The organism is Bartonella sp. TS25HLJMH, assembly GCF_042193505.1.
Classification (GTDB): domain Bacteria; phylum Pseudomonadota; class Alphaproteobacteria; order Rhizobiales; family Rhizobiaceae; genus Bartonella; species Bartonella grahamii.
On record NZ_JBHILV010000007.1, the window covers coordinates 88685 to 111591 of the forward strand.

At 40.1% G+C, this 22907-nt stretch carries 31 protein-coding genes and 1 pseudogene; all 32 read right to left on the reverse strand.

Translation table 11 applies throughout. From position 1 onward, the window contains the following. Positions 1-566: 566 nt before the first annotated feature. On the reverse strand, positions 567-3239 hold the full coding sequence (gene alaS / locus ACFINF_RS04820) for an alanine--tRNA ligase (RefSeq protein ID WP_375619901.1): 2673 nt from the start codon (positions 3237-3239) through the stop codon (positions 567-569). Positions 3240-3440: 201 nt separating this feature from the next. Next, complete coding sequence (gene recA, locus ACFINF_RS04825; protein WP_375619902.1) at positions 3441-4484, reverse strand: recombinase RecA; 1044 nt, start codon at positions 4482-4484, stop codon at positions 3441-3443. Positions 4485-5475: 991 nt separating this feature from the next. Continuing rightward, on the reverse strand, positions 5476-6795 hold the full coding sequence (locus tag ACFINF_RS04830) for a replication-associated recombination protein A (protein WP_375619903.1): 1320 nt from the start codon (positions 6793-6795) through the stop codon (positions 5476-5478). Between the two features lie 9 nt (positions 6796-6804). Next, a complete protein-coding gene (locus tag ACFINF_RS04835) occupies positions 6805-8199 on the reverse strand; it encodes a DegQ family serine endoprotease (protein WP_375619904.1) in 1395 nt (464 codons plus the stop codon). Between the two features lie 269 nt (positions 8200-8468). Beyond that, positions 8469-8897, reverse strand: coding sequence for a 50S ribosomal protein L17 (rplQ, locus tag ACFINF_RS04840; protein WP_375619905.1), 429 nt, complete (start codon positions 8895-8897; stop codon positions 8469-8471). A 24-nt stretch (positions 8898-8921) separates the two neighbouring features. Beyond that, entirely contained in the window at positions 8922-9935 is a 1014-nt protein-coding gene (locus ACFINF_RS04845; RefSeq protein ID WP_015856568.1) for a DNA-directed RNA polymerase subunit alpha, read from the reverse strand. Positions 9936-10029: 94 nt separating this feature from the next. After that, positions 10030-10419: a 30S ribosomal protein S11 gene (rpsK, locus tag ACFINF_RS04850; RefSeq protein ID WP_007347762.1), complete on the reverse strand. Its 390-nt coding sequence runs from the start codon at positions 10417-10419 to the stop codon at positions 10030-10032. Positions 10420-10533: 114 nt separating this feature from the next. After that, on the reverse strand, positions 10534-10902 hold the full coding sequence (rpsM, locus tag ACFINF_RS04855; RefSeq protein ID WP_026500557.1) for a 30S ribosomal protein S13: 369 nt from the start codon (positions 10900-10902) through the stop codon (positions 10534-10536). A 180-nt stretch (positions 10903-11082) separates the two neighbouring features. After that, the gene (locus ACFINF_RS04860; protein WP_375619906.1) at positions 11083-11661 is read right to left on the reverse strand and encodes an adenylate kinase; all 579 of its coding nucleotides are present in this window, start codon (positions 11659-11661) and stop codon (positions 11083-11085) included. Beyond that, the gene (gene secY / locus ACFINF_RS04865) at positions 11658-13004 is read right to left on the reverse strand and encodes a preprotein translocase subunit SecY (protein ID WP_375619917.1); all 1347 of its coding nucleotides are present in this window, start codon (positions 13002-13004) and stop codon (positions 11658-11660) included. Before secY ends, ACFINF_RS04860 begins: the two co-directional genes overlap by 4 nt. Positions 13005-13165: 161 nt before the next feature. Beyond that, positions 13166-13633 (reverse strand): 50S ribosomal protein L15, encoded by a 468-nt coding sequence (rplO, locus tag ACFINF_RS04870; RefSeq protein WP_375619907.1) that lies wholly within the window; start codon positions 13631-13633, stop codon positions 13166-13168. A 20-nt stretch (positions 13634-13653) separates the two neighbouring features. Continuing rightward, positions 13654-13860, reverse strand: a complete 207-nt coding sequence (rpmD, locus tag ACFINF_RS04875) for a 50S ribosomal protein L30 (protein WP_015856573.1) — start codon at positions 13858-13860, stop codon at positions 13654-13656. A 31-nt stretch (positions 13861-13891) separates the two neighbouring features. Further along, positions 13892-14440, reverse strand: coding sequence for a 30S ribosomal protein S5 (gene rpsE, locus ACFINF_RS04880; protein WP_015856574.1), 549 nt, complete (start codon positions 14438-14440; stop codon positions 13892-13894). Positions 14441-14548: 108 nt separating this feature from the next. Further along, positions 14549-14911: a 50S ribosomal protein L18 gene (rplR, locus tag ACFINF_RS04885; RefSeq protein ID WP_015856575.1), complete on the reverse strand. Its 363-nt coding sequence runs from the start codon at positions 14909-14911 to the stop codon at positions 14549-14551. A gap of 12 nt (positions 14912-14923) precedes the next feature. Next, positions 14924-15457: a 50S ribosomal protein L6 gene (gene rplF / locus ACFINF_RS04890; RefSeq protein ID WP_015856576.1), complete on the reverse strand. Its 534-nt coding sequence runs from the start codon at positions 15455-15457 to the stop codon at positions 14924-14926. Positions 15458-15496: 39 nt separating this feature from the next. Next, positions 15497-15895, reverse strand: coding sequence for a 30S ribosomal protein S8 (rpsH, locus tag ACFINF_RS04895; RefSeq protein WP_375619908.1), 399 nt, complete (start codon positions 15893-15895; stop codon positions 15497-15499). 14 nt (positions 15896-15909) lie between these two features. After that, positions 15910-16215 carry a 30S ribosomal protein S14 gene (gene rpsN, locus ACFINF_RS04900; RefSeq protein ID WP_005773283.1) on the reverse strand — a complete coding sequence of 102 codons (306 nt, stop codon included), beginning with the start codon at positions 16213-16215 and terminating at the stop codon, positions 15910-15912. A gap of 24 nt (positions 16216-16239) precedes the next feature. Continuing rightward, entirely contained in the window at positions 16240-16797 is a 558-nt protein-coding gene (gene rplE, locus ACFINF_RS04905; protein ID WP_375619909.1) for a 50S ribosomal protein L5, read from the reverse strand. After that, positions 16790-17104: a 50S ribosomal protein L24 gene (gene rplX, locus ACFINF_RS04910; RefSeq protein ID WP_015856579.1), complete on the reverse strand. Its 315-nt coding sequence runs from the start codon at positions 17102-17104 to the stop codon at positions 16790-16792. Before rplX ends, rplE begins: the two co-directional genes overlap by 8 nt. Positions 17105-17116: 12 nt before the next feature. Beyond that, a complete protein-coding gene (gene rplN, locus ACFINF_RS04915) occupies positions 17117-17485 on the reverse strand; it encodes a 50S ribosomal protein L14 (RefSeq protein ID WP_004855715.1) in 369 nt (122 codons plus the stop codon). Between the two features lie 144 nt (positions 17486-17629). Further along, positions 17630-17869, reverse strand: coding sequence for a 30S ribosomal protein S17 (gene rpsQ, locus ACFINF_RS04920; RefSeq protein ID WP_012231991.1), 240 nt, complete (start codon positions 17867-17869; stop codon positions 17630-17632). An 11-nt stretch (positions 17870-17880) separates the two neighbouring features. Next, positions 17881-18081 (reverse strand): 50S ribosomal protein L29, encoded by a 201-nt coding sequence (gene rpmC, locus ACFINF_RS04925; protein WP_273788260.1) that lies wholly within the window; start codon positions 18079-18081, stop codon positions 17881-17883. A 12-nt stretch (positions 18082-18093) separates the two neighbouring features. Next, positions 18094-18507 carry a 50S ribosomal protein L16 gene (rplP, locus tag ACFINF_RS04930; RefSeq protein ID WP_015856581.1) on the reverse strand — a complete coding sequence of 138 codons (414 nt, stop codon included), beginning with the start codon at positions 18505-18507 and terminating at the stop codon, positions 18094-18096. Positions 18508-18543: 36 nt separating this feature from the next. Further along, entirely contained in the window at positions 18544-19254 is a 711-nt protein-coding gene (rpsC, locus tag ACFINF_RS04935; RefSeq protein ID WP_015856582.1) for a 30S ribosomal protein S3, read from the reverse strand. Beyond that, on the reverse strand, positions 19254-19643 hold the full coding sequence (gene rplV, locus ACFINF_RS04940; RefSeq protein ID WP_375619910.1) for a 50S ribosomal protein L22: 390 nt from the start codon (positions 19641-19643) through the stop codon (positions 19254-19256). The genes rpsC and rplV overlap by 1 nt, the downstream gene beginning before the upstream one ends. 2 nt (positions 19644-19645) lie before the next feature. Then, on the reverse strand, positions 19646-19924 hold the full coding sequence (gene rpsS / locus ACFINF_RS04945; RefSeq protein WP_004855734.1) for a 30S ribosomal protein S19: 279 nt from the start codon (positions 19922-19924) through the stop codon (positions 19646-19648). Positions 19925-19939: 15 nt separating this feature from the next. Further along, positions 19940-20773, reverse strand: coding sequence for a 50S ribosomal protein L2 (rplB, locus tag ACFINF_RS04950; protein WP_273788259.1), 834 nt, complete (start codon positions 20771-20773; stop codon positions 19940-19942). A gap of 21 nt (positions 20774-20794) precedes the next feature. Then, positions 20795-21088 (reverse strand): 50S ribosomal protein L23, encoded by a 294-nt coding sequence (locus ACFINF_RS04955; RefSeq protein ID WP_375619911.1) that lies wholly within the window; start codon positions 21086-21088, stop codon positions 20795-20797. Continuing rightward, positions 21085-21705, reverse strand: a complete 621-nt coding sequence (gene rplD, locus ACFINF_RS04960) for a 50S ribosomal protein L4 (protein WP_375619912.1) — start codon at positions 21703-21705, stop codon at positions 21085-21087. The genes ACFINF_RS04955 and rplD overlap by 4 nt, the downstream gene beginning before the upstream one ends. A 2-nt stretch (positions 21706-21707) precedes the next feature. Beyond that, positions 21708-22445, reverse strand: a complete 738-nt coding sequence (gene rplC, locus ACFINF_RS04965; protein WP_375619913.1) for a 50S ribosomal protein L3 — start codon at positions 22443-22445, stop codon at positions 21708-21710. 27 nt (positions 22446-22472) lie between these two features. Continuing rightward, positions 22473-22781, reverse strand: a complete 309-nt coding sequence (gene rpsJ / locus ACFINF_RS04970; protein ID WP_005773267.1) for a 30S ribosomal protein S10 — start codon at positions 22779-22781, stop codon at positions 22473-22475. Positions 22782-22842: 61 nt separating this feature from the next. After that, positions 22843-22907, reverse strand: a pseudogene (locus ACFINF_RS04975) (elongation factor Tu); the annotation flags it as partial.

Below are 22907 nucleotides of genomic sequence, written 5' to 3' on the forward strand. Positions count from 1 at the left end.
TGATAATTCATTACTTTATAACTTGAAATAAAGATTTATAAAGATAGGAGAATATTCTTTTCAAAACCTTTTAATAATAAACCAAAAAACTGTTTTCTTGTACATAACAAGCAAAATGAAAACAATAGCTCTAAGATATAACAACGCTTTTATAAAGAAAGGGATTTTAGTCATTTGAAAGCTAGTAGAATAATGACAGCTTATAACTTTATAAGGATAATTGTATGCAATAAATCTTGTATTATTCCTTTCATAAAAAGAGATAGTTTTTCAAAAAAATCTATAAGAACAACACAATAACTAGTCTTCCTAGTAAAAGAATACACAGCAAAGCATGAAATGCTGCATAATCTATCTTATCTTAAAAAGGTGACTCCTGAAACGCTTGGAAGCTATAAAGCCAAATGAAAAAGTGATAATAAAGACAAACACTGTTTTTATCTTTACAATTGTATTTTCCCCCAATTACGCTGTATCTTGATTTCAGAAACACACCAGACAGATGTTCGTGATATTTAGATTCCAACCCAATATAAAAATGTAAAAAACACCTATGCAGAATGATTTTATTCTTTAATTTTTCCCAGAAAATCTTTTAGTGCCGCAAATGCCTCATCAGCTTTGTTCCCCTCAGGACCACCAGCCTGTGCCATATCAGGACGGCCACCTCCACCTTTACCACCAAGCATCACTGAAAGAATACGAACGAGATCAACAGCATTGAACTTATCCGTTAAATCATCCGTAACACCGACAACAGCACTCCCTTTTCCATCCTCCGAGACACTAATAAAAGCAACCACTCCAGATCCGATTTGTTTTTTCTCAGAATCGACGAGCGCCTTAAGATCCCGTGGTAAAATATTTTTAACAACACGTCCGGTAAAAGAAAGTCCATTAATGATGGTAATATCACCTTGGCCCCTTTCTGTTATTCCACCACTCAACATCATTTTCTTGCGTACATCATTCAATTCTTTTTCAAGTTTACGACGATCATCAAGCAAAATTCGCACCCGTTCTTCTACGTCAGCAGAAGAAGTTTTTAAAAGATCAGCAATTTCATGAATACGTTCATCTTGGCGGCTAAGATAAAGACGTGCTTCTTTTCCTGTTAAAGCTTCAATACGCCGCACTCCAGCTGAAACAGAACTTTCAGAAAAAATATGAATCAAACCAATATCACCTGTTCGCTCCACATGTGTGCCTCCACAAAGCTCTATTGACCAATGCTTTTTTAATCTTCGCTGTTCAAGTGGCTCCCCCATAGAAACAACGCGAACTTCATCACCATATTTCTCACCAAATAATGCCATTGCACCTTCAGAAATTGCATCATCTACAGCCATGAGGCGCGTTATCACTCTACTATTTTGCAAAATAATCTCATTTGCTAAATCTTCTATTTTTTTCAGTTCTTCTGGTGAAACAGATTTTGGATGAGAAAAATCAAAACGCAACCGATCTGGCGATACAAGAGAGCCTTTTTGTGTAACATGAGATCCCAAAACTTGTCGTAAAGCTTCGTGTAACAAATGAGTAGCAGAATGATTTCCACGAATTTTTTTACGACGAACAACATCAACGGTTAATTCTACATAATCAGACCTCGATGCCTGACCAGATTTCACCTCCCCAATATGGATAAAAACACCATCACCCTTTCTTTGGGTATCATGCACCTCAAAAATAAAATTTTCACCAGAAATGATACCACTATCACCAATTTGCCCACCAGATTCACCATAAAAAGGTGTCTGATTAACAACAAGCATAGCTTTCTGACCTGAGGAAATATGATCAACGAGTTTACCATCACACACGAGAGCTGTAAGAATGCCTTTAGCCGTTTCGGTTTCATAACCCAAAAATTCTGTAGCCCCCACTTTATCACGAATAGAAAACCAGATCTTTTCTGTTACAGCTTCCCCAGAACCAGACCAATTGGCACGCGCTTCCTCTTTTTGACGTTCCATCGCTTTATCAAAGGTATCAACATCAACAGATATTCCACGACGCCGCAAAACATCCTGCGTTAAATCAAGCGGAAAACCATAGGTATCATAAAGCTTGAAAGCAACTTCACCATTTAAATGATCTCCTTCTTTAAGATCGGTACTCGCTTCATTTAACAAACCAAGTCCTCGTTCAAGCGTTTTACGAAAACGTATTTCTTCTAACCTTAAAGTTTCTGAAATCAAAGATTCAGCACGCACCAATTCAGGATAGGCTTGTCCCATTTCGCGGTTTAAAGCAGGCAAAAGTCGCCACATTAAGGGCTCTTTAGCACCAAGAAGATGCGCATGACGCATAGCACGACGCATAACACGACGTAAAACATATCCTCTACCTTCATTAGAAGGAAGCACACCATCAGCAATCAAAAATGCAGATGAACGAAGATGATCAGCAATGACACGATGGCTGGCAATAAAATCACCCTTTGCCTCAATCCCTGTAATTTCTTCTGATGCAGCAATTAATGCACGAAAAAGATCAATGTCATAATTATCATGAACGCCCTGTAAAACAGCAGCAATACGCTCTAATCCCATACCGGTATCAATAGAAGGATGAGGCAAGTCAACACGTTCTTCCTGAGAAATCTGCTCATATTGCATAAAAACAAGATTCCAAATCTCAATAAAGCGATCGCCATCTTCTTCCATACTTCCAGGAGGACCGCCCCAGATTTCATCGCCATGATCATAAAAAATCTCCGAACAAGGCCCACAAGGTCCTGTTTCTCCCATCGACCAAAAATTATCAGCCGTCGCAATACGGACAATTTTTTCATCTGGAAGACCTGAAATTCTACGCCACAATTCAGCAGCAAGATCATCACTCTGGTAAACTGTCACCAACAATTTATCTTTTGGTAGGCAAAATTCCTTCGTTAAAAGATTCCATGATAAAAAAATGGCTTCTTCTTTGAAATAATCACCGAAAGAAAAATTACCCAGCATTTCAAAAAATGTATGATGGCGTGCCGTATAACCAACATTATCAAGATCATTATGCTTTCCACCCGCACGAACACATTTTTGTGCTGTTGTTGCCTGCTTATAAGGAGGTTGTTCAAGTCCAGTAAAAACATTTTTAAACTGCACCATCCCTGCATTTGTAAACATAAGTGTAGGATCATTTCGCGGAACAAGCGGACTAGAAGAAAGAACTTTATGCCCATTACGATGAAAATAATCCAAAAATATTGACCGAATATTATTAACACTATTCATACTGACACCTGCTCAATACAGCACAAAACCATAAAAATCCCCCTCATTAAATATCCTCTTCGCCACGCATGGAGTCAATTTAATCAAAGAATGAAATATTTGTTTTAAAAAATTGAGAAAAAATGACTGCGTATTTAAAAACTCAAACAAAAAAACAGAAAAATCTTAAAGGAAAAAATTATAGACGAAAAAAACGCTCCATCAAATGGCTTCATCACTTTCTATATTTTCTGACCCTGCATTTTCTAACAATTCAATTGCAATCAAACCAGCATTTTGGCGCAAAGCTGCTTCAATCTCTGTAGCTATTTCCGCATGTTCACGCAAAAACTGCTTTGCATTCTCACGCCCCTGTCCTAAACGCTGAGAATTATAAGAAAACCATGCGCCAGATTTTTCCACAATACCAACCTTGACACCCAAATCAATCAATTCACCTACTTTGGAAATACCTTCACCATAAATAATATCAAACTCAACCTGTTTGAATGGAGGTGCCAGTTTATTCTTCACCACTTTAACGCGCGTCTGATTACCAACGATTGCATCCCTATCTTTAATGGATCCAATGCGACGAATATCCAAACGAACAGAAGCATAAAACTTTAAAGCGTTTCCACCCGTTGTCGTTTCGGGAGAACCAAACATCACACCAATTTTCATGCGAATTTGATTAATAAAGACAACCATACAGTTAGAGCGAAAAATTGCTGCTGTTAATTTTCGCAACGCTTTACTCATTAACCGAGCTTGCAATCCGGGCAAAGCATCACCCATTTCACCATCAATTTCTGCTCGTGGTGTTAAAGCTGCAACAGAATCCACAACAAGCACATCAACTGCACCAGAACGAACCAACGTTTCTGTAATTTCCAATGCCTGTTCACCGGTATCTGGCTGAGAAATGAACAAATTTTCTAAATCAACACCAAGCTTACGCGCATAAATAGGATCAAGCGCATGCTCTGCATCAATAAAAGCACAAATTCCACCCCCTTTCTGTGCTTCAGCTATAGCATGTAGAGCCAACGTTGTTTTCCCAGAACTTTCTGGTCCATAAATCTCAACAATACGCCCCTTCGGTAACCCACCAATCCCTAAAGCAATATCCAAAGATAACGACCCTGTTGGAACTGTTTCAATTTCAACAACCTGCTCTTTTTGCCCAAGACGCATAATCGAGCCTTTACCAAAAGAACGTTCAATTTGTGAGAGAGCAGCATCGAGAGCTTTTGTTTTATCCACGATTATATCCTTGACCGATTCATAATAATCTGAAACTTAAGTGTACACTGTACTTTTAATTTAACTAAAGGCTTGAGTTTAGATTTTCACAGACTATTTCCATTCCTATCTCCACATTATGCCCATAACATTCATGACCATCACAATAAAGAATTAGCATTGCTTATCTTATGACACATAATAAACTCCAATAAAATAATATCACCATGAGAGCATAGTTAACATATTTATATCTCTCTAGAAAAGGAACAATTTAAATTTAAACACAATGTTCTACAGCCCTTCTGCTTATCCCTTTGATTAAGGACTTAAGAGACTAAGAGTTCTCCTGCTATTGATCACACAAAAATGCATTATCAATCAACCTCATACCCTATTGCATCGAAGAACAAAACGCCATTGTGTTGCATATTCATACACTTGATTTAAGAAACATCTCTCAACACTACCAAGCTCACTTCGTGACAACACCCTTGAATGCGGTATACTGTAAAACCCTTTGGGTGCCACCATCTTTACACTAAAGAAGGAGCAAATCGGCGCACCATCACACTATTCATCATCCCCCAATGTTGCGACAGCTCTCGGCACTTGAGACGCTTCATAAGAGGAATTTTTAGTTCTTTCTTGCACAGTTTTTATCACACGCTAATCCTTCTTATAACATACAAGCGAATGATTTGATTGATTCAACAAATAACAGGCTTGGAATGAGTAAAATTCACGGTATTTAGGATTTTCATTCAACTTACAAAACAGTGAATTATCGTTATAAATAAATATATTATTTAATAAAACCACAAAAATAAAGCAGCTTAAAAGTTGAATGACACATTTAAATTTAATAAAAAATATGCACTTTTGAGGATATCAAAAAATATCTACGAGCAACGCAATAAATGTTTAAAATACAAGCTAAATTGCTCATATAATAGCATAAGAGATAAAAAATAAATCCAAGATCAATAAAACATGTATTTCTACTCAAATTTTATTTTTGATCTTTACGTTTTTTGCGCAATTGTTTCCACCACTCAAGACGTTTCATAATTTCACGCTCAAAACCACGCTCAACTGGCTTATAATAACTCTGACGCCCAAGTTTTTCGGGAAAATATTCTTGTCCTGAAAAAGCGTCTGGTTCATCATGGTCATAACAATAACCATTTCCATACCCTTCCTCCTTCATAAATTTCGTAGGAGCATTAAGAATATGCTTAGGAGGTGATAAAGAGCCATTTTTGCGCGCACAACGCAGTGCTGCTTTATACGCGAGATATGTTGCATTTGACTTTGGCGCAGTTGCAACATAAAGACATGCTTGCGCCAAAGCCAATTCTCCTTCTGGTGATCCTAAATAATCATAGGCATCTTTTGCTGCATTACAAATGACAAGAGCTTGAGGATCCGCCAAACCAACATCTTCAACGGCCATACGAACCAATCTTCGCCCAATATAGAGAGGATCTTCACCAGCATCCAACATACGTGCCAAATAATAAAGCGCAGCATCAGGATCAGATCCACGAACGGATTTATGCAACGCTGAAATGAGATTATAATGCCCATCTCGTCCTTTATCATAAATAGGCACACGACGCTGAATAACTTTTTGCAAAGCAACAACATCAAGAATCTCTCCCAATGGGGCAATAGACCAAACTTCCTCTGCCAATGTTAAAGCTACCCGCGCATCACCATCAGACATCTCTATCAAAACGTCTCTGGCATCATTATCCAAGGGAAGAGTTTTTCCCTCCACTTCTTCAGCACGCTTCAAAAGCATGTCCAAACTTTCATGATCATGTGAAAGAAATGTTAAAACACGTGCACGCGAAAGAAGAGCAGCATTAAGTTCAAAAGAAGGATTTTCGGTTGTTGCACCTATAAGTAACACAGTACCATCTTCCATCACAGAAAGAAAACTATCCTGCTGTGCACGATTAAACCGATGAATTTCATCAACAAAGAGAAGTGTTTTATCTCCAGATATAAAACGCCTCTGCGCAACTTCAAAAATCTTTTTAAGTTCAGAAACTCCTGTAAAAATAGCAGAAACCTGTTCAAACGCGAAATTTGTTTCAAGTGCTAACAAACGTGCAACAGTTGTTTTTCCCGTCCCTGGAGGCCCCCAAAAAATCATCGATCCAATTGAGCCAGTTGCCACCATACGTGAAAGCAAACCATCCTCTCCAATCAAATGCTTTTGTCCCACAACATCATTGAGAGAACAGGGGCGCATTCTTTCTGCAAGTGGCTGATTTTTATTAACTTGAAAATCAAACGACGAAGTAAAAAAATCTTTCTTCAAAAAAAAACCTCAACGAATAAATTGGCGAATATACATACCGTCACGTTCATATTCCAATTGCCAAGTACGCGAACGAGCTTGCATAAGAACCTTTTTCAACTGATGAACTGTTTGAATTTTATGACCATTTACAACACGTAGAATATCTCCTGACTGAAAAATTCCAGCTGCATTGCTCATGTCATCAAGGTTGGTAATCACAACCCCTTTTGCAGATATAGGAAGATGAAAACGTCGACTATTTTGCGGTGTTAAATCTAACACTTCAGCACCAGCAAGAGGACTGTCACCCGTGATTTTTTCAGATTTTAAAAATGCAGTTTCTGATATCGATGAAACTGTTATTTGTGTTTTTAAAGTTTTTCCATTTCGTAAATACTCCAAAGCAAGACTATGCTTAACGCCAGCTGTCATCAAACGATACCCAAGACTATCTGGACTATCAACACGTACCCCTTGCACACTCAAAATAACATCACCTACTTTCAATCCAGCTTTTTCAGCAGGACTATCTTTGATAACTTCAATAATCAGAGCACCATAAGGACGTTCTAAACCTAAACCACCAGCAATATCAGGTGTAACATTTTGAAAAGAAGCCCCAATATAAGGCGGCACAAAATATTTTCCACCGCGTTTAACAGTATCAAGCATCACTTTTACAAGATTAACTGGAATAGCAAAACCAATTCCTACAGAACCACCGGAACGCGAATAAATAGCCGTATTAATTCCGATTAATTGACCTTTCATATCAATTAAAGCGCCACCAGAATTCCCTGGATTAATGGCAGCGTCTGTTTGAATAAAAAAGTCAAAATCAGAAATCCCAACACGTGTACGCGCTTGCGCTGAAACAATACCACTTGTAACTGTTTGACCAACACCAAAAGGATTACCAATAGCAAGAACAAGATCACCAACTTCAACAGCATCAGAATTTCCCAAAGAAAGAACAGGGAATTGAGCATCTTTTTCCTCAACTTCAAGAATTGCAATATCCGTTGCTTCATCTTTGAGCACGACCTTACTCTCAAACTCCCGCCCATCAGAAAAAGCCACTTTAATTTCGCTTGCATCTTTAATGACGTGGTAATTTGTAACAATCAAACCACGTGCATCAACAATCACCCCTGATCCTAATGACGATTGCTTGCGAACAGGAAAATTATTTTGAAAACGACCAAAAAATTGCTCAAAAAATGGATCGCCTTCAAAAGGTGAGCGTGCTCTAATTTGTCGAGCTGCATAAATATTTACAACAGATGGAACTGTCTTTTTAACTAAAGGAGCAAATGAAAGAGTGATTTCTGTTTGTGTTTGAGGAATATGAGCATATACATGATCAAATGATATCTGCATCATAATTGCAAAAAAAATCCGCACCCAAAAAGAATATCTCATAATACACTCCTTATAAAATCAGCACATTCTGTTGAAGATTAATAGAATAAAAAAACTCATCCCCGCAAATTAAGGATCTCTATTAATATTTCATAATAGAGAATAAAAACAACCTATTTGAACAATAAATATTATAAAAATCAGATAATTCAATGTCCTATAATTTTCTCTCTGCATCTATTTCTCAACTAAAGCAAACTTTAAAATGCTCACAAAAAAACCGCCTAAGACAAGGCGGCCTTTAAAAATCTAACAGAATTAAAAAAACTCTACGAAGATGTCCCCTTTTCATTCTCAGAAACCTCCATGCGAGCACGATCCCCAGCACCCTTCGCTTCAACATCACGATCAACAAATTCTATAACAGCCATAGGCGCATTATCACCGGTACGAAACCCTGCTTTCATAATACGCAAATATCCACCGTTGCGTGATGCATAACGTGGCGCAAGCGTATCAAATAATTTTGCAACCTTTCCTGCATCACGAAGTGCCGCAATTGCTTGCCGACGCGCATGCAAACCACCACGCTTACCAAGAGTAACGAGTTTTTCAACAATAGGACGAATTTCTTTAGCCTTTGGAAGCGTTGTCACAATCTGCTCATGCTCGATCAACGAAGTTGCCATATTTGCAAACATCGCTTTACGGTGACTGGCAGTACGATTCAACTTGCGTCCTGACTTACTGTGGCGCATAAGCACTCTCCTTAAATTCTAATTTTAATATTGATCTTCATAACGCTTTGCAAGATCATCAATGTTTTCAGGCGGCCACGCAGGAATTTCCATCCCAAGATGTAAGCCCATACATGCCAAAACTTCTTTAATCTCATTCAACGATTTGCGACCAAAATTCGGTGTCCGAAGCATTTCAGATTCTGTTTTTTGAATAAGATCACCAATATAGACAATATTATCATTCTTAAGACAATTTGCCGAACGAACTGAAAGTTCTAATTCATCCACTTTTTTGAGAAGAGCAGGATTAAAAGAAAGCTCAGAATCAGCCTCTTCAACAGGCTCCTTCTGTGGCTCTTCAAAGTTAATAAATAACGATAATTGATCCTGAAGAATGCGTGCTGCAAAAGCAACAGCATCCTCTCCATTAACAGCACCATTCGTTTCAATCGTTAAAGTCAACTTATCATAATCCAAAACTTGACCTTCACGCGTATTTTCCACTTTATAAGACACTTTACGAATTGGTGAATAAAGACTATCAATTGGAATAAGCCCTATACGTGCATCATCAACACAATTACGATCAGATGGAACATACCCCTTCCCTGTGTTGACAATAAATTCCATACGAATTTCAGCATCTTCATCAAGAGTACAAATAACATGATCTGGATTTAGAATTTCCATATCCCCAACGGTACTGATATCTCCCGCTTTCACGACACCAGGCCCCTCTTTATAAACAACGACACGTTTAGGACCTTCTTCTTCCATACGAAGCGCAATTTCTTTTATATTCAGAATAATATCCGTAACATCCTCACGCACACCTGGAATCGATGAAAATTCATGTAAGACACCGTCAATCTGCACAGCAGTAATAGCAGCACCACGAAGCGAAGATAACAACACGCGACGAAGTGCATTTCCTAACGTTAAGCCAAAACCCCGCTCAAGAGGTTCAGCAATCACACTTATAACATTTGGATTATCATGCGCACATGATTCAACCTTATTGGGTTTAATAAGTTCCTGCCAGTTTTTCTGGATCATATTTTTATTCCCGTTCTTTAGTTCCGTTACCATTCAATCGTAACGACCAATGTGAACATCAGAGAAATCTCCGACAACAAAAAACAACACCCAATTAAACACGCCGCCTTTTCCGCGGACGACATCCATTATGAGGAATTGGTGTTACATCACGAATAGAAGTAATGACAAAACCAACAGATTGCAATGCACGAAGAGCAGATTCACGCCCTGATCCAGGCCCACAAACTTCAACTTCCAAAGAACGCATACCATGCTCTTGCGCTTTTCTTGCACAATCCTCCGCAGCAACTTGAGCAGCAAAAGGTGTCGATTTACGCGCACCTTTAAACCCTTGGGCCCCCGCAGATGACCAAGCAATTGCATTACCCTGAGCATCAGTAATAGTAATCATTGTGTTATTAAATGTTGAATTAATATGCACAACACCCGATGAAATATTTTTACGTTCGCGACGACGAACACGTGTGGCTTCCTTGGCCATAATTTCCCTTTCAACGATCTCATCACTGCCGTAACATCAGCAGCTCCACCTTCTTTTCCTTGTCAAACAAATCAAACAAGAAACAGAATATATAAAAACCTTCCAAAAAGGCTCTTATTTCTTTTTACCAGCAATTGCCTTAGCTGGTCCTTTACGCGTACGAGCATTTGTATGTGTACGCTGCCCTCGGACAGGCAAAGACCGGCGATGACGCAATCCTCTATAACAACCAAGGTCCATCAAACGCTTAACATTCATAGCAACCTCACGACGAAGATCACCTTCAACTTGATAGCCTTGATCTATCGCCTCACGAATCTGCAACACCTCAGCATCTGAAAGTTCATGGACACGACGCCCCAAGGGAATGCCAACTCTTTCAATAATTTCTTGAGCAAATTTTGGTCCAATCCCGTGGATATATTGAAGCGCAATAATTACACGCTTATTTGTCGGGATATTGACGCCAGCAATACGAGCCACGCCTACTCTCCTTAGTTATTTTGACAAATTGTTATAAAATACCTGATATACCTTACAGAAAAAAATAGACTCAGAAAAAATTCTTCCGAATCCTATTATTTCACTAATAATAAATTAAATTCATTTGTGATAGATTTCATCTCAAAAGTCAACTCTTTTCATTTATTTCTAAAAAAAATCTCATGAAAGAAAAACTCTAATCATACGTGTCACTTCAGCAATACCAATCATTCCATCAATGACCTTCAACATTCCCCTCTCTGAATAAAATTTTGATAAGGGAGCTGTTTTTTCACGATATTCTACTAATCTTTTTGCAAAAGCAACAGGATTGTCATCTAAACGAACCTGTCCACCAGCCGCTATTGTCTCCTCAACGCGCTTCTTCATACGTTCAATCAACACGTCTTCATCAACACACAACTCAATAACAGCATCAAGCCGCATATTTTTTGACTGCAAAATCTGTTGTAACGCTTCTGCCTGCCCCACAGTTCGAGGATATCCATCCAAAACAAAACCATTTACACAATCAGTTTCACCAATCCGATCTGATACGATTTGATTAACAATATTATCAGGAACCAAAGCACCAGAACTTATAATAGCTTTAGCTTTTTTACCAATCTCCGTTTCTTTGGCAATCACCTCACGCAACATATCCCCTGTTGACAAATGAGGAATGTTATATTCCTCAGTCAACATTTTTGCTTGCGTACCTTTTCCCGCTCCAGGAGGACCTAAAAGAATAACTCTCATCGATTCCTTCTACCTCCACGAAGTTTTGATTTTTTTATCAACCCTTCATATTGGTGAGCAACAAGATACCCCTGAATTTGAGCAACCGTATCAAGCGTAACAGTAACAACAATCAACAAGGATGTTCCCCCAAGATAAAAAGGAACCTGTAATGCAGATATCATAAATTCAGGTAACAAACAAACCAAGATAATATAAACAGCGCCCACAACAGTAATACGCGTCAAAACGTAATCAATATATTCGGCTGTACGTTCACCTGGACGAATCCCTGGAATAAAACCAGAATGTTTTTTCAACTGATCTGCAGTATCACTTGGATTAAACACAATAGCTGTATAAAAAAAGCAAAAAAACGCCATTAAAAATGCATAAACAATCATATAAAGTGGCTGTCCATGACCAAGAGCATAAGAAATCGCCTGAACCCATTGTGGCATTTTATCAGAAAAATTATTAATAGTGGCAGGTAATAATAATAAAGATGAAGCAAAAATAGGTGGAATAACACCAGCAGTATTCAACTTTAAAGGAAGATGCGACATATCTCCTTGAAACATTTGATTCCCAACCTGACGTTTCGGATACTGGATAAGAATTCGCCGTTGTGCACGCTCTATAAAAACAATAAGCCCAATAACCAAAACAGCAATAAGAACAATTCCTATTAAAAGAAATGTTGATAAATCAGCGTGACTATGAGCTGTCAAAAGCTGAGCAAAAGTAGAAGGAAAATTGGCTACAATCCCTGTAAAAATGATAAGAGAAACCCCATTACCAACACCACGTGACGTAATTTGCTCACCAAGCCACATGAGAAACATCGTTCCGCCAACAAGTGTAATAACAGAAGAAACACGAAACATAAGACCTGGTTCTAAAACAATTTGAAGCCCCGTCCCTATACCGCTTTCAAGCGCAACCGCAATACCAAAAGCTTGTAGAATTGCCAATACTACTGTTACATAACGCGTATATTGATTGATAATCTTACGACCTAATTCCCCTTCTTTTTTAAGAGTTTCCAAAGAAGGAATAATAGATGTTAACAATTGCACAATAATAGATGCCGATATATAAGGCATGATACCCAGCGCAAAAATAGCCATACGCCCAACGGCACCCCCAGCAAACATATTAAAGAGTCCTAATACACCCGACGCGTGATGTTCGAATGTTTGCCGCAAAGCATCGATATTAATACCTGGAAGAGAGATGTAAGTGCCAAAGCGATATACAAGAAGCGCCGCCAGAGTAAACCAGATGCGTTTCTTTAATTCAGTCGCACGAGAAAAGGTACCGAAGTTTATATTGGAAGCAAATTGCTCTGCTGCTGATGCCATAAAACGTCTCCACTTCACACTCCAGTTCTTTAAATCACAGAAGTATAACCTTAAAATTCATATATGCATACATAAATAAATGCAGAACTTAAAAAATTCTCCACAAAAGCCCCCACCGAACAGATGTAACTCTTCTTTAGGTCTCTACTCATATTAAAAAATTATCGAGCACTATCAGGAAAAATAACCTGACCACCCACTTTTTCAATCTTACCACGAGCAGCTTGTGAAGCACCAGAAACATGAAAGGTAATCTTAGCCTTCAACTCACCATCAGAAAGAAGACGAGCCCCATCTTTTTCACGACGAATAATACCAGCTTCTTTCAAAGCAATCATATCAACAGGCTTTTCAATATCCAACTTACCTGCATCAACTGCCAACTGAATACGTCCTAGTGAAACCTCATTGTAGGTTTTGGCAAAGAAATTTCTAAATCCACGTTTTGGCAAACGACGATAGATAGGCATTTGCCCACCTTCAAAACCATTAAGGGAAACACCAGAACGCGACTTTTGCCCTTTTACACCACGACCACCAGTCTTACCCGTACCGGAACCAATACCACGCCCAATACGCTTACGATTTTTTGTTGCGCCTTCGCAATCACGCAGTTCATTGAGTTTCATATCTAATACTCCCGCAACCCTTAACCTTCATCTATAACGCGAACAAGATGCCGAACCTGAGCAATCATACCCCGCACACAAAGTGTATCATCTAAAACGCGCCGACGACGCATTTTATTTAATCCAAGCCCCTTTAAGGTTGCACGCTGAATCTGTGAGTTTCGAATAGGGCTTCCAATTTGCTCCACCGTGATAGTTTTACCACTCTGAGATTTTTTCTGAACCATTTCCTAATTCCTTTTCTGATAATCTCAGAAACTATCCTTCTAGGTCAACTAAATGGCGACGACGCGCCTGCAAAGTCGAATATTTTATACCGCGTTGAGCAGCAATATCTCTAGGATGCATTTGATGTTTCAATGCATCAAATGTTGCACGAACCATGTTATAAGGATTCGATGATCCTAGTGATTTTGCAACGACATCCTGCATACCAAGAGCTTCAAAAATAGCACGCATCGGTCCCCCAGCAATAATACCAGTACCAGCAGAAGCCGAACGTAGCAAAACACGGCCCGCTCCGTGACGCCCTTCAAGATCATGATGCAATGTACGTCCAGAGCGAAGCGGAACATAAATCATCCCACGTTTTGCAGATTCCGTTGCTTTACGAACGGCTTCTGGAACTTCACGGGCTTTACCATGTCCAAAACCTACACGCCCTTTTTGATCTCCAACAACAACAAGAGCAGCAAAACCAAAACGCCGACCACCCTTTACAACTTTAGCAACACGATTGATATGAACTAGCCTATCGACAAACTCATTATCGCGTTCTTCTCTCTCACCACGTTCTTTTTGTGCCATTCCTCATTCCTTTTTCTTTTCCGGAAGCACGATAACAAAGTCCCTCATCAAACTGGAAGAACTTAAACGAAATATTCTAAACTCTCCTTACTCATTAAATAAGAAATTTTAGAAATTCAAACCACCTTCACGAGCAGCTTCAGCTAAAGCTTTGACTCGACCATGGTACACATACGCTCCACGATCAAAAACCACTTCATTAACACCCGCTTGCTTCGCACGCTCAGCAATTAACTTACCAACAGCAAAAGCTGCTTTTTTATCAGCACCACTCTTTAACGACTTTTTTAAATCACTTTCAAGAGTAGAGGCTGAAACAAGTGTACATCCCCGCAAATCATCGATAACTTGAGCATAAATGTTCTGATTTGAACGATAAACACTAAGCCGAGGACGATCATGAGAAACCATTTTAATTCTACGACGAACACGCCTTGCACGACGTTGGATAATGTCCTTAGATGAAACCATAATACAAAATCCTTATTTCTTTTTACCTTCTTTACGGAAAATACGTTCATCTGCATGCTTAACACCTTTACCTTTATAAGGCTCAGGTCTACGATACTCACGAATCTCCGCTGCAACTTGTCCAACTTGCTGTTTATCAATTCCAGAAACAACAATTTCTGTCGGCTTAGGAACAGTTACAGTAACACCCGATGGAACTTTATAAACCACATCATGGGAAAAGCCTAGAGATAGTTGGACATCCTTACCCTGCAAAGCAGCACGATAACCAACCCCATTAATCTCCAACCTCTTTTCAAAACCATCTTTCACACCACAAAAAATGTTCTCAATCATTGAGCGCGACATACCCCATTTAGAACGCGCATCTTTTGACTGATCCCGCGGCATAACTGATATGATATTTTCCTCAAACTTGACTAAGACTTCATCATTGACGACGTAGCTCAGCTCACCTTTTGGACCTTTTGCCTTAACCAGCTGACCTTCAACAGTAGCAGTAACTCCAGAAGGAATTGAAATGGGTTTCTTTCCAATACGAGACATTGTTCTAACCTACTTTTTCTTCCGTTTTCTTGACATAACTTAGAAAACACGACAAAGGAGTTCTCCACCAACATTCTGTTCACGCGCCTCATGATCTGCCATGACGCCTTTAGGAGTCGATAAAATCGAAATACCAAGACCATTTGCCACCTGTGGAAGTGACTTAGCAGAAACATACACACGACGACCTGGCTTTGATACACGTAAAATCTCACGAATAGCAGCCAGCCCTTCAAAATACTTCAATTCGATTTCAATTTCAGCTTTCCCATCACCTAAATCAATTTGATTATATCCACGAATATAACCTTCCGACTGAAGAACATCAAGAACGTGCGCACGAAGCTTCGAAGCTGGAGTAACTACTTTACCTTTTTTACGACCAAGTGCATTACGAATACGTGTTAACATATCACCAAGAGGATCTGACATAGACATTAAATAATCTCCTCTTACCAACTAGACTTTACAATACCAGGAATATGGCCAATAGAGCCAAGCTCACGCAACGCAATTCGCGACATTTTTAATTTACGATAATAAGCCCGCGGACGACCTGAAACCTCACAGCGATTACGAATACGAACTTTCGAAGAATTACGTGGCAACTCTGCCAACTGAACAGAAGCTTTAAAACGTTCTTCAAGAGAAACCTTCTGATCCATAACTATTGCTTTCAAACGTGCACGACGGGCAGCATAACGCTTTACCATCACCTCACGACGCTTATTTTTTTCAACGGCACTTACTTTGGCCATACTTTCACCTCACTATGTCTGCCGTTACGAACGAAAAGGAAAATTAAAAGCACGCAATAACTCACGAGCTTCATCATCCGTTTTTGCTGTCGTACAAACAATAATATCCATGCCCCAAATTTGATCAACTTTATCATAGTTGATTTCTGGAAACACAATGTGTTCTTTAATACCCATAGCAAAATTGCCACGACCATCAAAACTCTTTGGATTCAAACCACGAAAGTCACGAACCCGTGGAAGAGCAATCGTAACAAGACGATCTAAAAACTCAAACATACGATCTTTACGCAATGTAACTTTAGCCCCAAGAGGCATTCCTTCACGAACCTTAAAGGTCGCAATAGAATTACGCGCACGTGTAACAACAGCCTTCTGACCTGTTATTAGCCCTAAATCCTCAGCAGCAAGGGAAGGCTTCTTCGAATCAGCAGTTGCTTCACCTATCCCCATATTTATTACAATTTTATCAATCCGCGGAATTTGCATCGCATTTCTGTAATTAAACTTCTCTTGAAGCGCTTTACGAATCACTTCAAAATAATGCACTTTCATACGCGGTATTTGTCTTTCCTCAGCCATTAATCAACTCTCCCGAACGCTTGGCAAAACGCACTTTATTACCATCTGCATTCATACGAAAGCCTACACGTGTAGGCTTACCATCTTTAGGATCAGCAATCGCCAAATTAGACAGATGAATCGGAGCTTCTTTAGAAATAATTCCAGCTTCTTGCTTCTGCGTTTGACGTTGATGACGTTTAATCATATTAATCCCACGAACAAAAGCCTTATTCTCTTTTGGACTAACCTTAATTACTTCACCACTACATCCTTTATCCTTACCGGATAAAACAACAACTTTATCACCTTTTCGAATCTTCTGCATAACATTTACTCCTTACAGAACTTCAGGAGCGAGCGAGATGATCTTCATATGATTCCTACCACGCAATTCGCGGGGAACAGGTCCAAAGATACGAGTACCGATCGGCTCTTTTTTATTATCCACTAAAACCGCAGCATTACTATCAAAACGAATGACACTACCATCTGCGCGACGAATATCCTTAGCAGTACGAACCACAACAGCTTTCATAACATCACCTTTTTTAACACGGCCACGAGGAATAGCATCCTTAACCGAAACAACAATAATGTCACCGACCGAAGCATATTTCCGCTTTGAACCGCCTAACACCTTGATGCACATGACACGACGAGCACCAGAATTATCAGCAACGTCGAGGTTTGTTTGCATCTGAATCATGACTGGCCACCTTCTCTTAACACATATATCCGATTGTACCTTTTATACACTCGGATTTGCCTGCCAAATAACGATAAAGTCATCGCCTTTAAATTTATCAATGATAAAAACACTGTTAAATTCTAAAACAATAAACTTAACTCATTACGCTACATTGTCTTTTACAACAATCCAACATTTATCTTTCGAAATTGGTCTAGATTCTTGAATAGAAACCTGATCCCCAATCTTGAATTGGTTGTTTTCGTCATGCGCTTTATAATTTTTAGACTGCCGAACAGTCTTCTTAAGAAGCGGATGAGAATAACGGCGCTCAACTTTGACAACAACAGTCTTATCACTTTTGTCGCTAATAACAACACCCTGCAAAACGCGTTTAGGCATCTCTCATTTCCTTAAACCTTACTTTCACTTACCTTTTGACGAAGAAAAGTTTTAATACGCGCAATATCACGACGAACTTGTCTAACACGCGCAGTCTTTTCTAATTGACCTGTTGCTTTTTGAAAACGCAAATTAAATTGCTCTTTCTTTAACTTAGCCAATTCATCTTTCATTTGGTCGAGCGTTTGCGCCCGTAATTCTGTGGCTTTCATCGCTTAACCTCATTATTCAGCAATACGCTGGATGAAACGCGTTTTTATAGGCAACTTTGCAGCACCCAATCTTAGTGCTTCACGTGCAACATCCTCAGGAACTCCATCAAGCTCAAACATGATGCGTCCAGGAGCAACACGTGCAGCCCAATAATCGACACTTCCCTTACCTTTACCCATACGAACTTCAGTCGGTTTAGATGTAACCGGAAGATCTGGAAAAATGCGAATCCACACACGACCAGAACGCTTCATATAACGCGTAATCGCACGGCGCGCCGCTTCAATTTGACGAGCAGTAATCCGCTCCGGCTCAACAGCCTTCAAACCGTAGGCACCGAAATTCAAATCCGTACCACCCTTCGCAACACCGTGAATACGGCCCTTGAACTGTTTACGGAACTTTGTGCGCTTTGGCTGCAACATTGTTCTCTACTCCAAATTTTAGTTCAATCTCAAAAACTAAGCATTTTCACGGCGACGATTCGATGAAGAACCAGATTGATCAACTTCCGTAGCACGACGTTCTGAAGCCATCGGATCATGCTCAAGAATCTCACCCTTAAAGACCCAAACTTTAATACCACAAATACCATAAGCGGTCTTAGCTTCTGCTGTACCGTAATCAACATCAGAACGCAAGGTATGAAGTGGAACACGACCTTCACGATACCATTCCATACGAGCAATTTCAGCACCACCAAGACGGCCAGAACAATTGATACGAATACCTTCCGCACCAAGACGCATAGCAGACTGAACAGCACGCTTCATTGCACGACGAAAAGCAACACGACGCTCTAACTGTTGAGCAATTGATTGCGCAATAATCGTGGCATCAATCTCCGGTTTACGAATCTCCACAATATTTAATGAAGTTTCAGCATCCGTCATTTCTGAGAGCTTACGACGAAGCTTTTCGATATCAGCACCCTTTTTACCAATAATCAAACCAGGACGTGCAGAATGAATCGTAATACGACACTTCTTATGAGGACGCTCAATAACAACCTTCGAAATAGCCGCCTGTTTAAGCTCCTCCAGCACATATGAACGAATTTTCAAATCTTCATGAAGAAGGCGCCCATATTCACCACTATCAGCATACCAACGAGAATCCCAAGTCCGATTAACACCAAGACGAAGTCCTATTGGATTGATCTTCTGACCCATTACGCGGCCTCCACTTTTTCGGTAACTTCACGAACAATAACAGTAAGATGCGAAAATGGACGTTCAATTCTACTAGCACGCCCTCGACCACGAACATGAAAGCGCTTCATCACTATCGACTTACCAACATAAGCTTCCGCCACAATAAGCGAATCAATATCAAGATCGTGGTTATTCTCTGCATTTGCAATTGCTGATTCAAGCGTTTTTTTCACAGTAGCAGCAATACGCTTGCGTGAAAACATCAAATCAGCGAGTGCTACATTAACTCTTTTACCACGAATCATTGCAGCAACTAAATTAAGCTTCTGCGGACTAACACGAATTTTCCGCGTGACAGCTCTTGCTTCATTATCCCTAAGCTGGCGCGAAACTTTAGCTTTTCCCATTCCTACTTCCTCTTCGCTTTTTTATCGGCACCATGACCATAATAAGTCCGGGTAGGAGCGAACTCACCAAACTTATGTCCAACCATCTCTTCAGAAACAGAAACAGGAATATGCTTATTACCGTTGTAAACACCAAAAGTTAAACCAACAAATTGCGGTAAAATAGTAGAGCGACGACTCCATATTTTTATAACTTCATTGCGCCCACTTGCACGTACCTTCTCTGCTTTACCAAGAAGATAGCCGTCAACAAACGGACCTTTCCACACTGAACGAACCACTTCAGACTACCTTTCTCATTTCTTGCGTTGATGACGCGTACGCATAATAAATTTATCAGTGGCTTTATTGGAGCGCGTACGCTTACCTTTCGTAGGCTTACCCCAAGGAGATACTGGATGGCGCCCCCCCGATGTACGACCTTCACCACCACCGTGCGGATGATCAACGGGGTTCATAGCAACACCACGAACATGTGGACGTTTACCACGCCAACGTGACCGACCTGCCTTACCATCATTAATATTCCCATGATCAGGATTTGAAACAGCACCAACAGTTGCAAAACAGCTACTAGGAACCAAACGCTGTTCACCAGAATTTAAACGAAGAATAGCCATACCATGATCTCGTCCAACCAACTGCGCATAAGTACCCGCTGAACGTGCAATCTGCCCCCCTTTTCCTGGCTTCATCTCAACATTATGAATAATTGTACCTACAGGCATATTAGCAAGAGGCATAGCATTACCTGGTTTAACATCCACATTTAAACCAGCCATAACAGAATCACCAACCGCAAGACGCTGTGGTGCAAGAATATAACTCAATTGCCCGTCCTCATAGCGAATTAAAGCAATAAAAGCAGTACGGTTAGGATCATATTCTAAACGCTCAACCTTTGCTGAAACATCACGTTTAAGACGCTTAAAGTCGACAAACCGATAACTACGTTTATGTCCACCACCCTGAAAACGAGCAGTAACACGACCGCGATTATTACGTCCACCCTTTGAAGACAAACCTTCAGTCAACATCTTTATAGGTTTTCCCTTATAAAGACAAGAACGTTCCACAATAACAAGCTGACGCTGCCCAGGTGTCGTTGGATTAAATTGCTTAAGTGCCATTATTCCTATCTCCGAGCCTCTTTAAAGACCTGTCGAAACGTCGATAGTCTGACCACTGGCCAGAGTTACGATCGCTTTTTTGACATCACTTTGCCGACCAACTATACCTTTGAAACGCTTCACTTTACCCTTACGGACTATCGTGTTAACTGCTTTAACTTTTACGCTAAAAAGCGCTTCAATAGCAGCCTTAATCTCAGGCTTAGTCGCTTTCGGCGCGACATTAAAAGCAACTTGATTATATTCAGAAATCATAGTCGACTTTTCAGTAATAACTGGACTAATAATTATATCATAATGGCGAAGATCTGTCATTTAAAACGCTCCTCAAGAGCCTCAACAGCTGCCTTTGATAAAACAAGTTTGCTGCGACGCAAAATATCATAAACATTAATTCCCTGAATAGGCAAAATATCGATATTAGGGATATTAGAGACTGCACGAAAAAAGTTAATATCAATCTCTTTACCACCAATCAAGAGAGCGTTATTAAATCCAAGCTTAGAAAAATGAGAAACAAGCATTTTCGTTTTAGCATCCTTAACAGTCAACTCATCCACAATAATTAAGTCTTTTGCTTTTAATTTTGCAGATAAAGCAAAACGTAACCCAAGAGCACGAATCTTTTTAGGAAGATCATGCGCATGGCTACGAACCACCGGTCCATGTGCCTTACCCCCACCTCTAAACTGCGGTGCGCGTGCAGATGAATGTCGAGCACGCCCAGTTCCTTTCTGTTTAAACATTTTTGCCCCTGTTCGCGACACATCAGAACGACCTTGGGATTGATGACTCCCCTGCTGACGACGTGCAAGCTGCCAACGAACAACACGTTGTAAAATATCCTCACGTGGAACAAGATCAAAAATAGCTTCAGAAACCTTTAATTTGCCAGCTTCATTACCATCAAGAGTTTTAATTACAAGATCCATTATTAGGCTCCCTCAACTTCAGAGCTTTCCGTCACCGGAGTAACCATTTCCGTTTTCTCCTTCACAAGACGGCGGATACCAGCAGGCTTTGGAGCATTATCAGGAAGACGCTTCTTCACAGCATCTCGTATCAAAATCCAAGAACCTTTAGAACCAGAAACAGCACCACGCACTAAAATTAAACCACGCTCACTATCCGTGGAAATAACTTCAATATTCTGTGTTGTTACACGCACTTGCCCCATATGGCCAGCCATTTTTTTACCTTTAAAAACTTTACCAGGATCTTGACACTGCCCTGTAGAACCATGAGCACGATGTGTGATCGAATTGCCATGGGAAGCACGATGCCCACCAAAGTTATGCCGTTTCATAACACCAGCAAACCCCTTACCAATACTGGTACCAGTCACATCAACTCTTTGTCCTGGAACAAAATGTTCCACCGTAATCTCAGTACCAACATCAAGAAGATTATCGGGACTCACACGAAACTCTGCTATTTTAGCTTTAGGCTCAACAGAAGCCTTAGCAAAATGTCCACGAAGAGCTTGTGAAGTATTCTTAACCTTAGCAAAGCCTACACCTAATTGAACAGCAGTATAACCATTCTTTTCAACTGTACGCTGAGCAACGACTTGACAATTCTCCAAACGAAGTACGGTCACCGGCACATGTTCACCAGCATCATTATAAATACGGGTCATGCCCAGCTTCTGTGCTATTACACCTGAACGCATCGGGTCTGTTCCTTCTGTCCTCAAACCTCAGAGCTTAATTTCTACATCCACACCAGCAGAAAGATCGAGCTTCATAAGCGCATCCACTGTTTGCGGCGTTGGATCAACAATATCAAGAAGACGCTTATGTGTTCGCATCTCAAACTGCTCACGACTCTTCTTATCGATATGCGGTCCACGATTGACCGTAAACTTCTCAATCCGCGTCGGAAGCGGAATGGGACCACGGACATTTGCACCGGTACGTTTAGCAGTCGATACAATTTCACGCGTCGACGTATCAAGAATTCTATGATCAAACGCTTTTAAGCGAATGCGAATATTTTGACTGTTCATGCTCTTTATTTCCCTGTTATACAGAGTGCCTTCAAGAATGAAAGCACTCAACAAGCATTATTTATTCGATGATCTTAGAGACGATACCGGCACCAACAGTACGACCACCTTCACGAATAGCAAAAC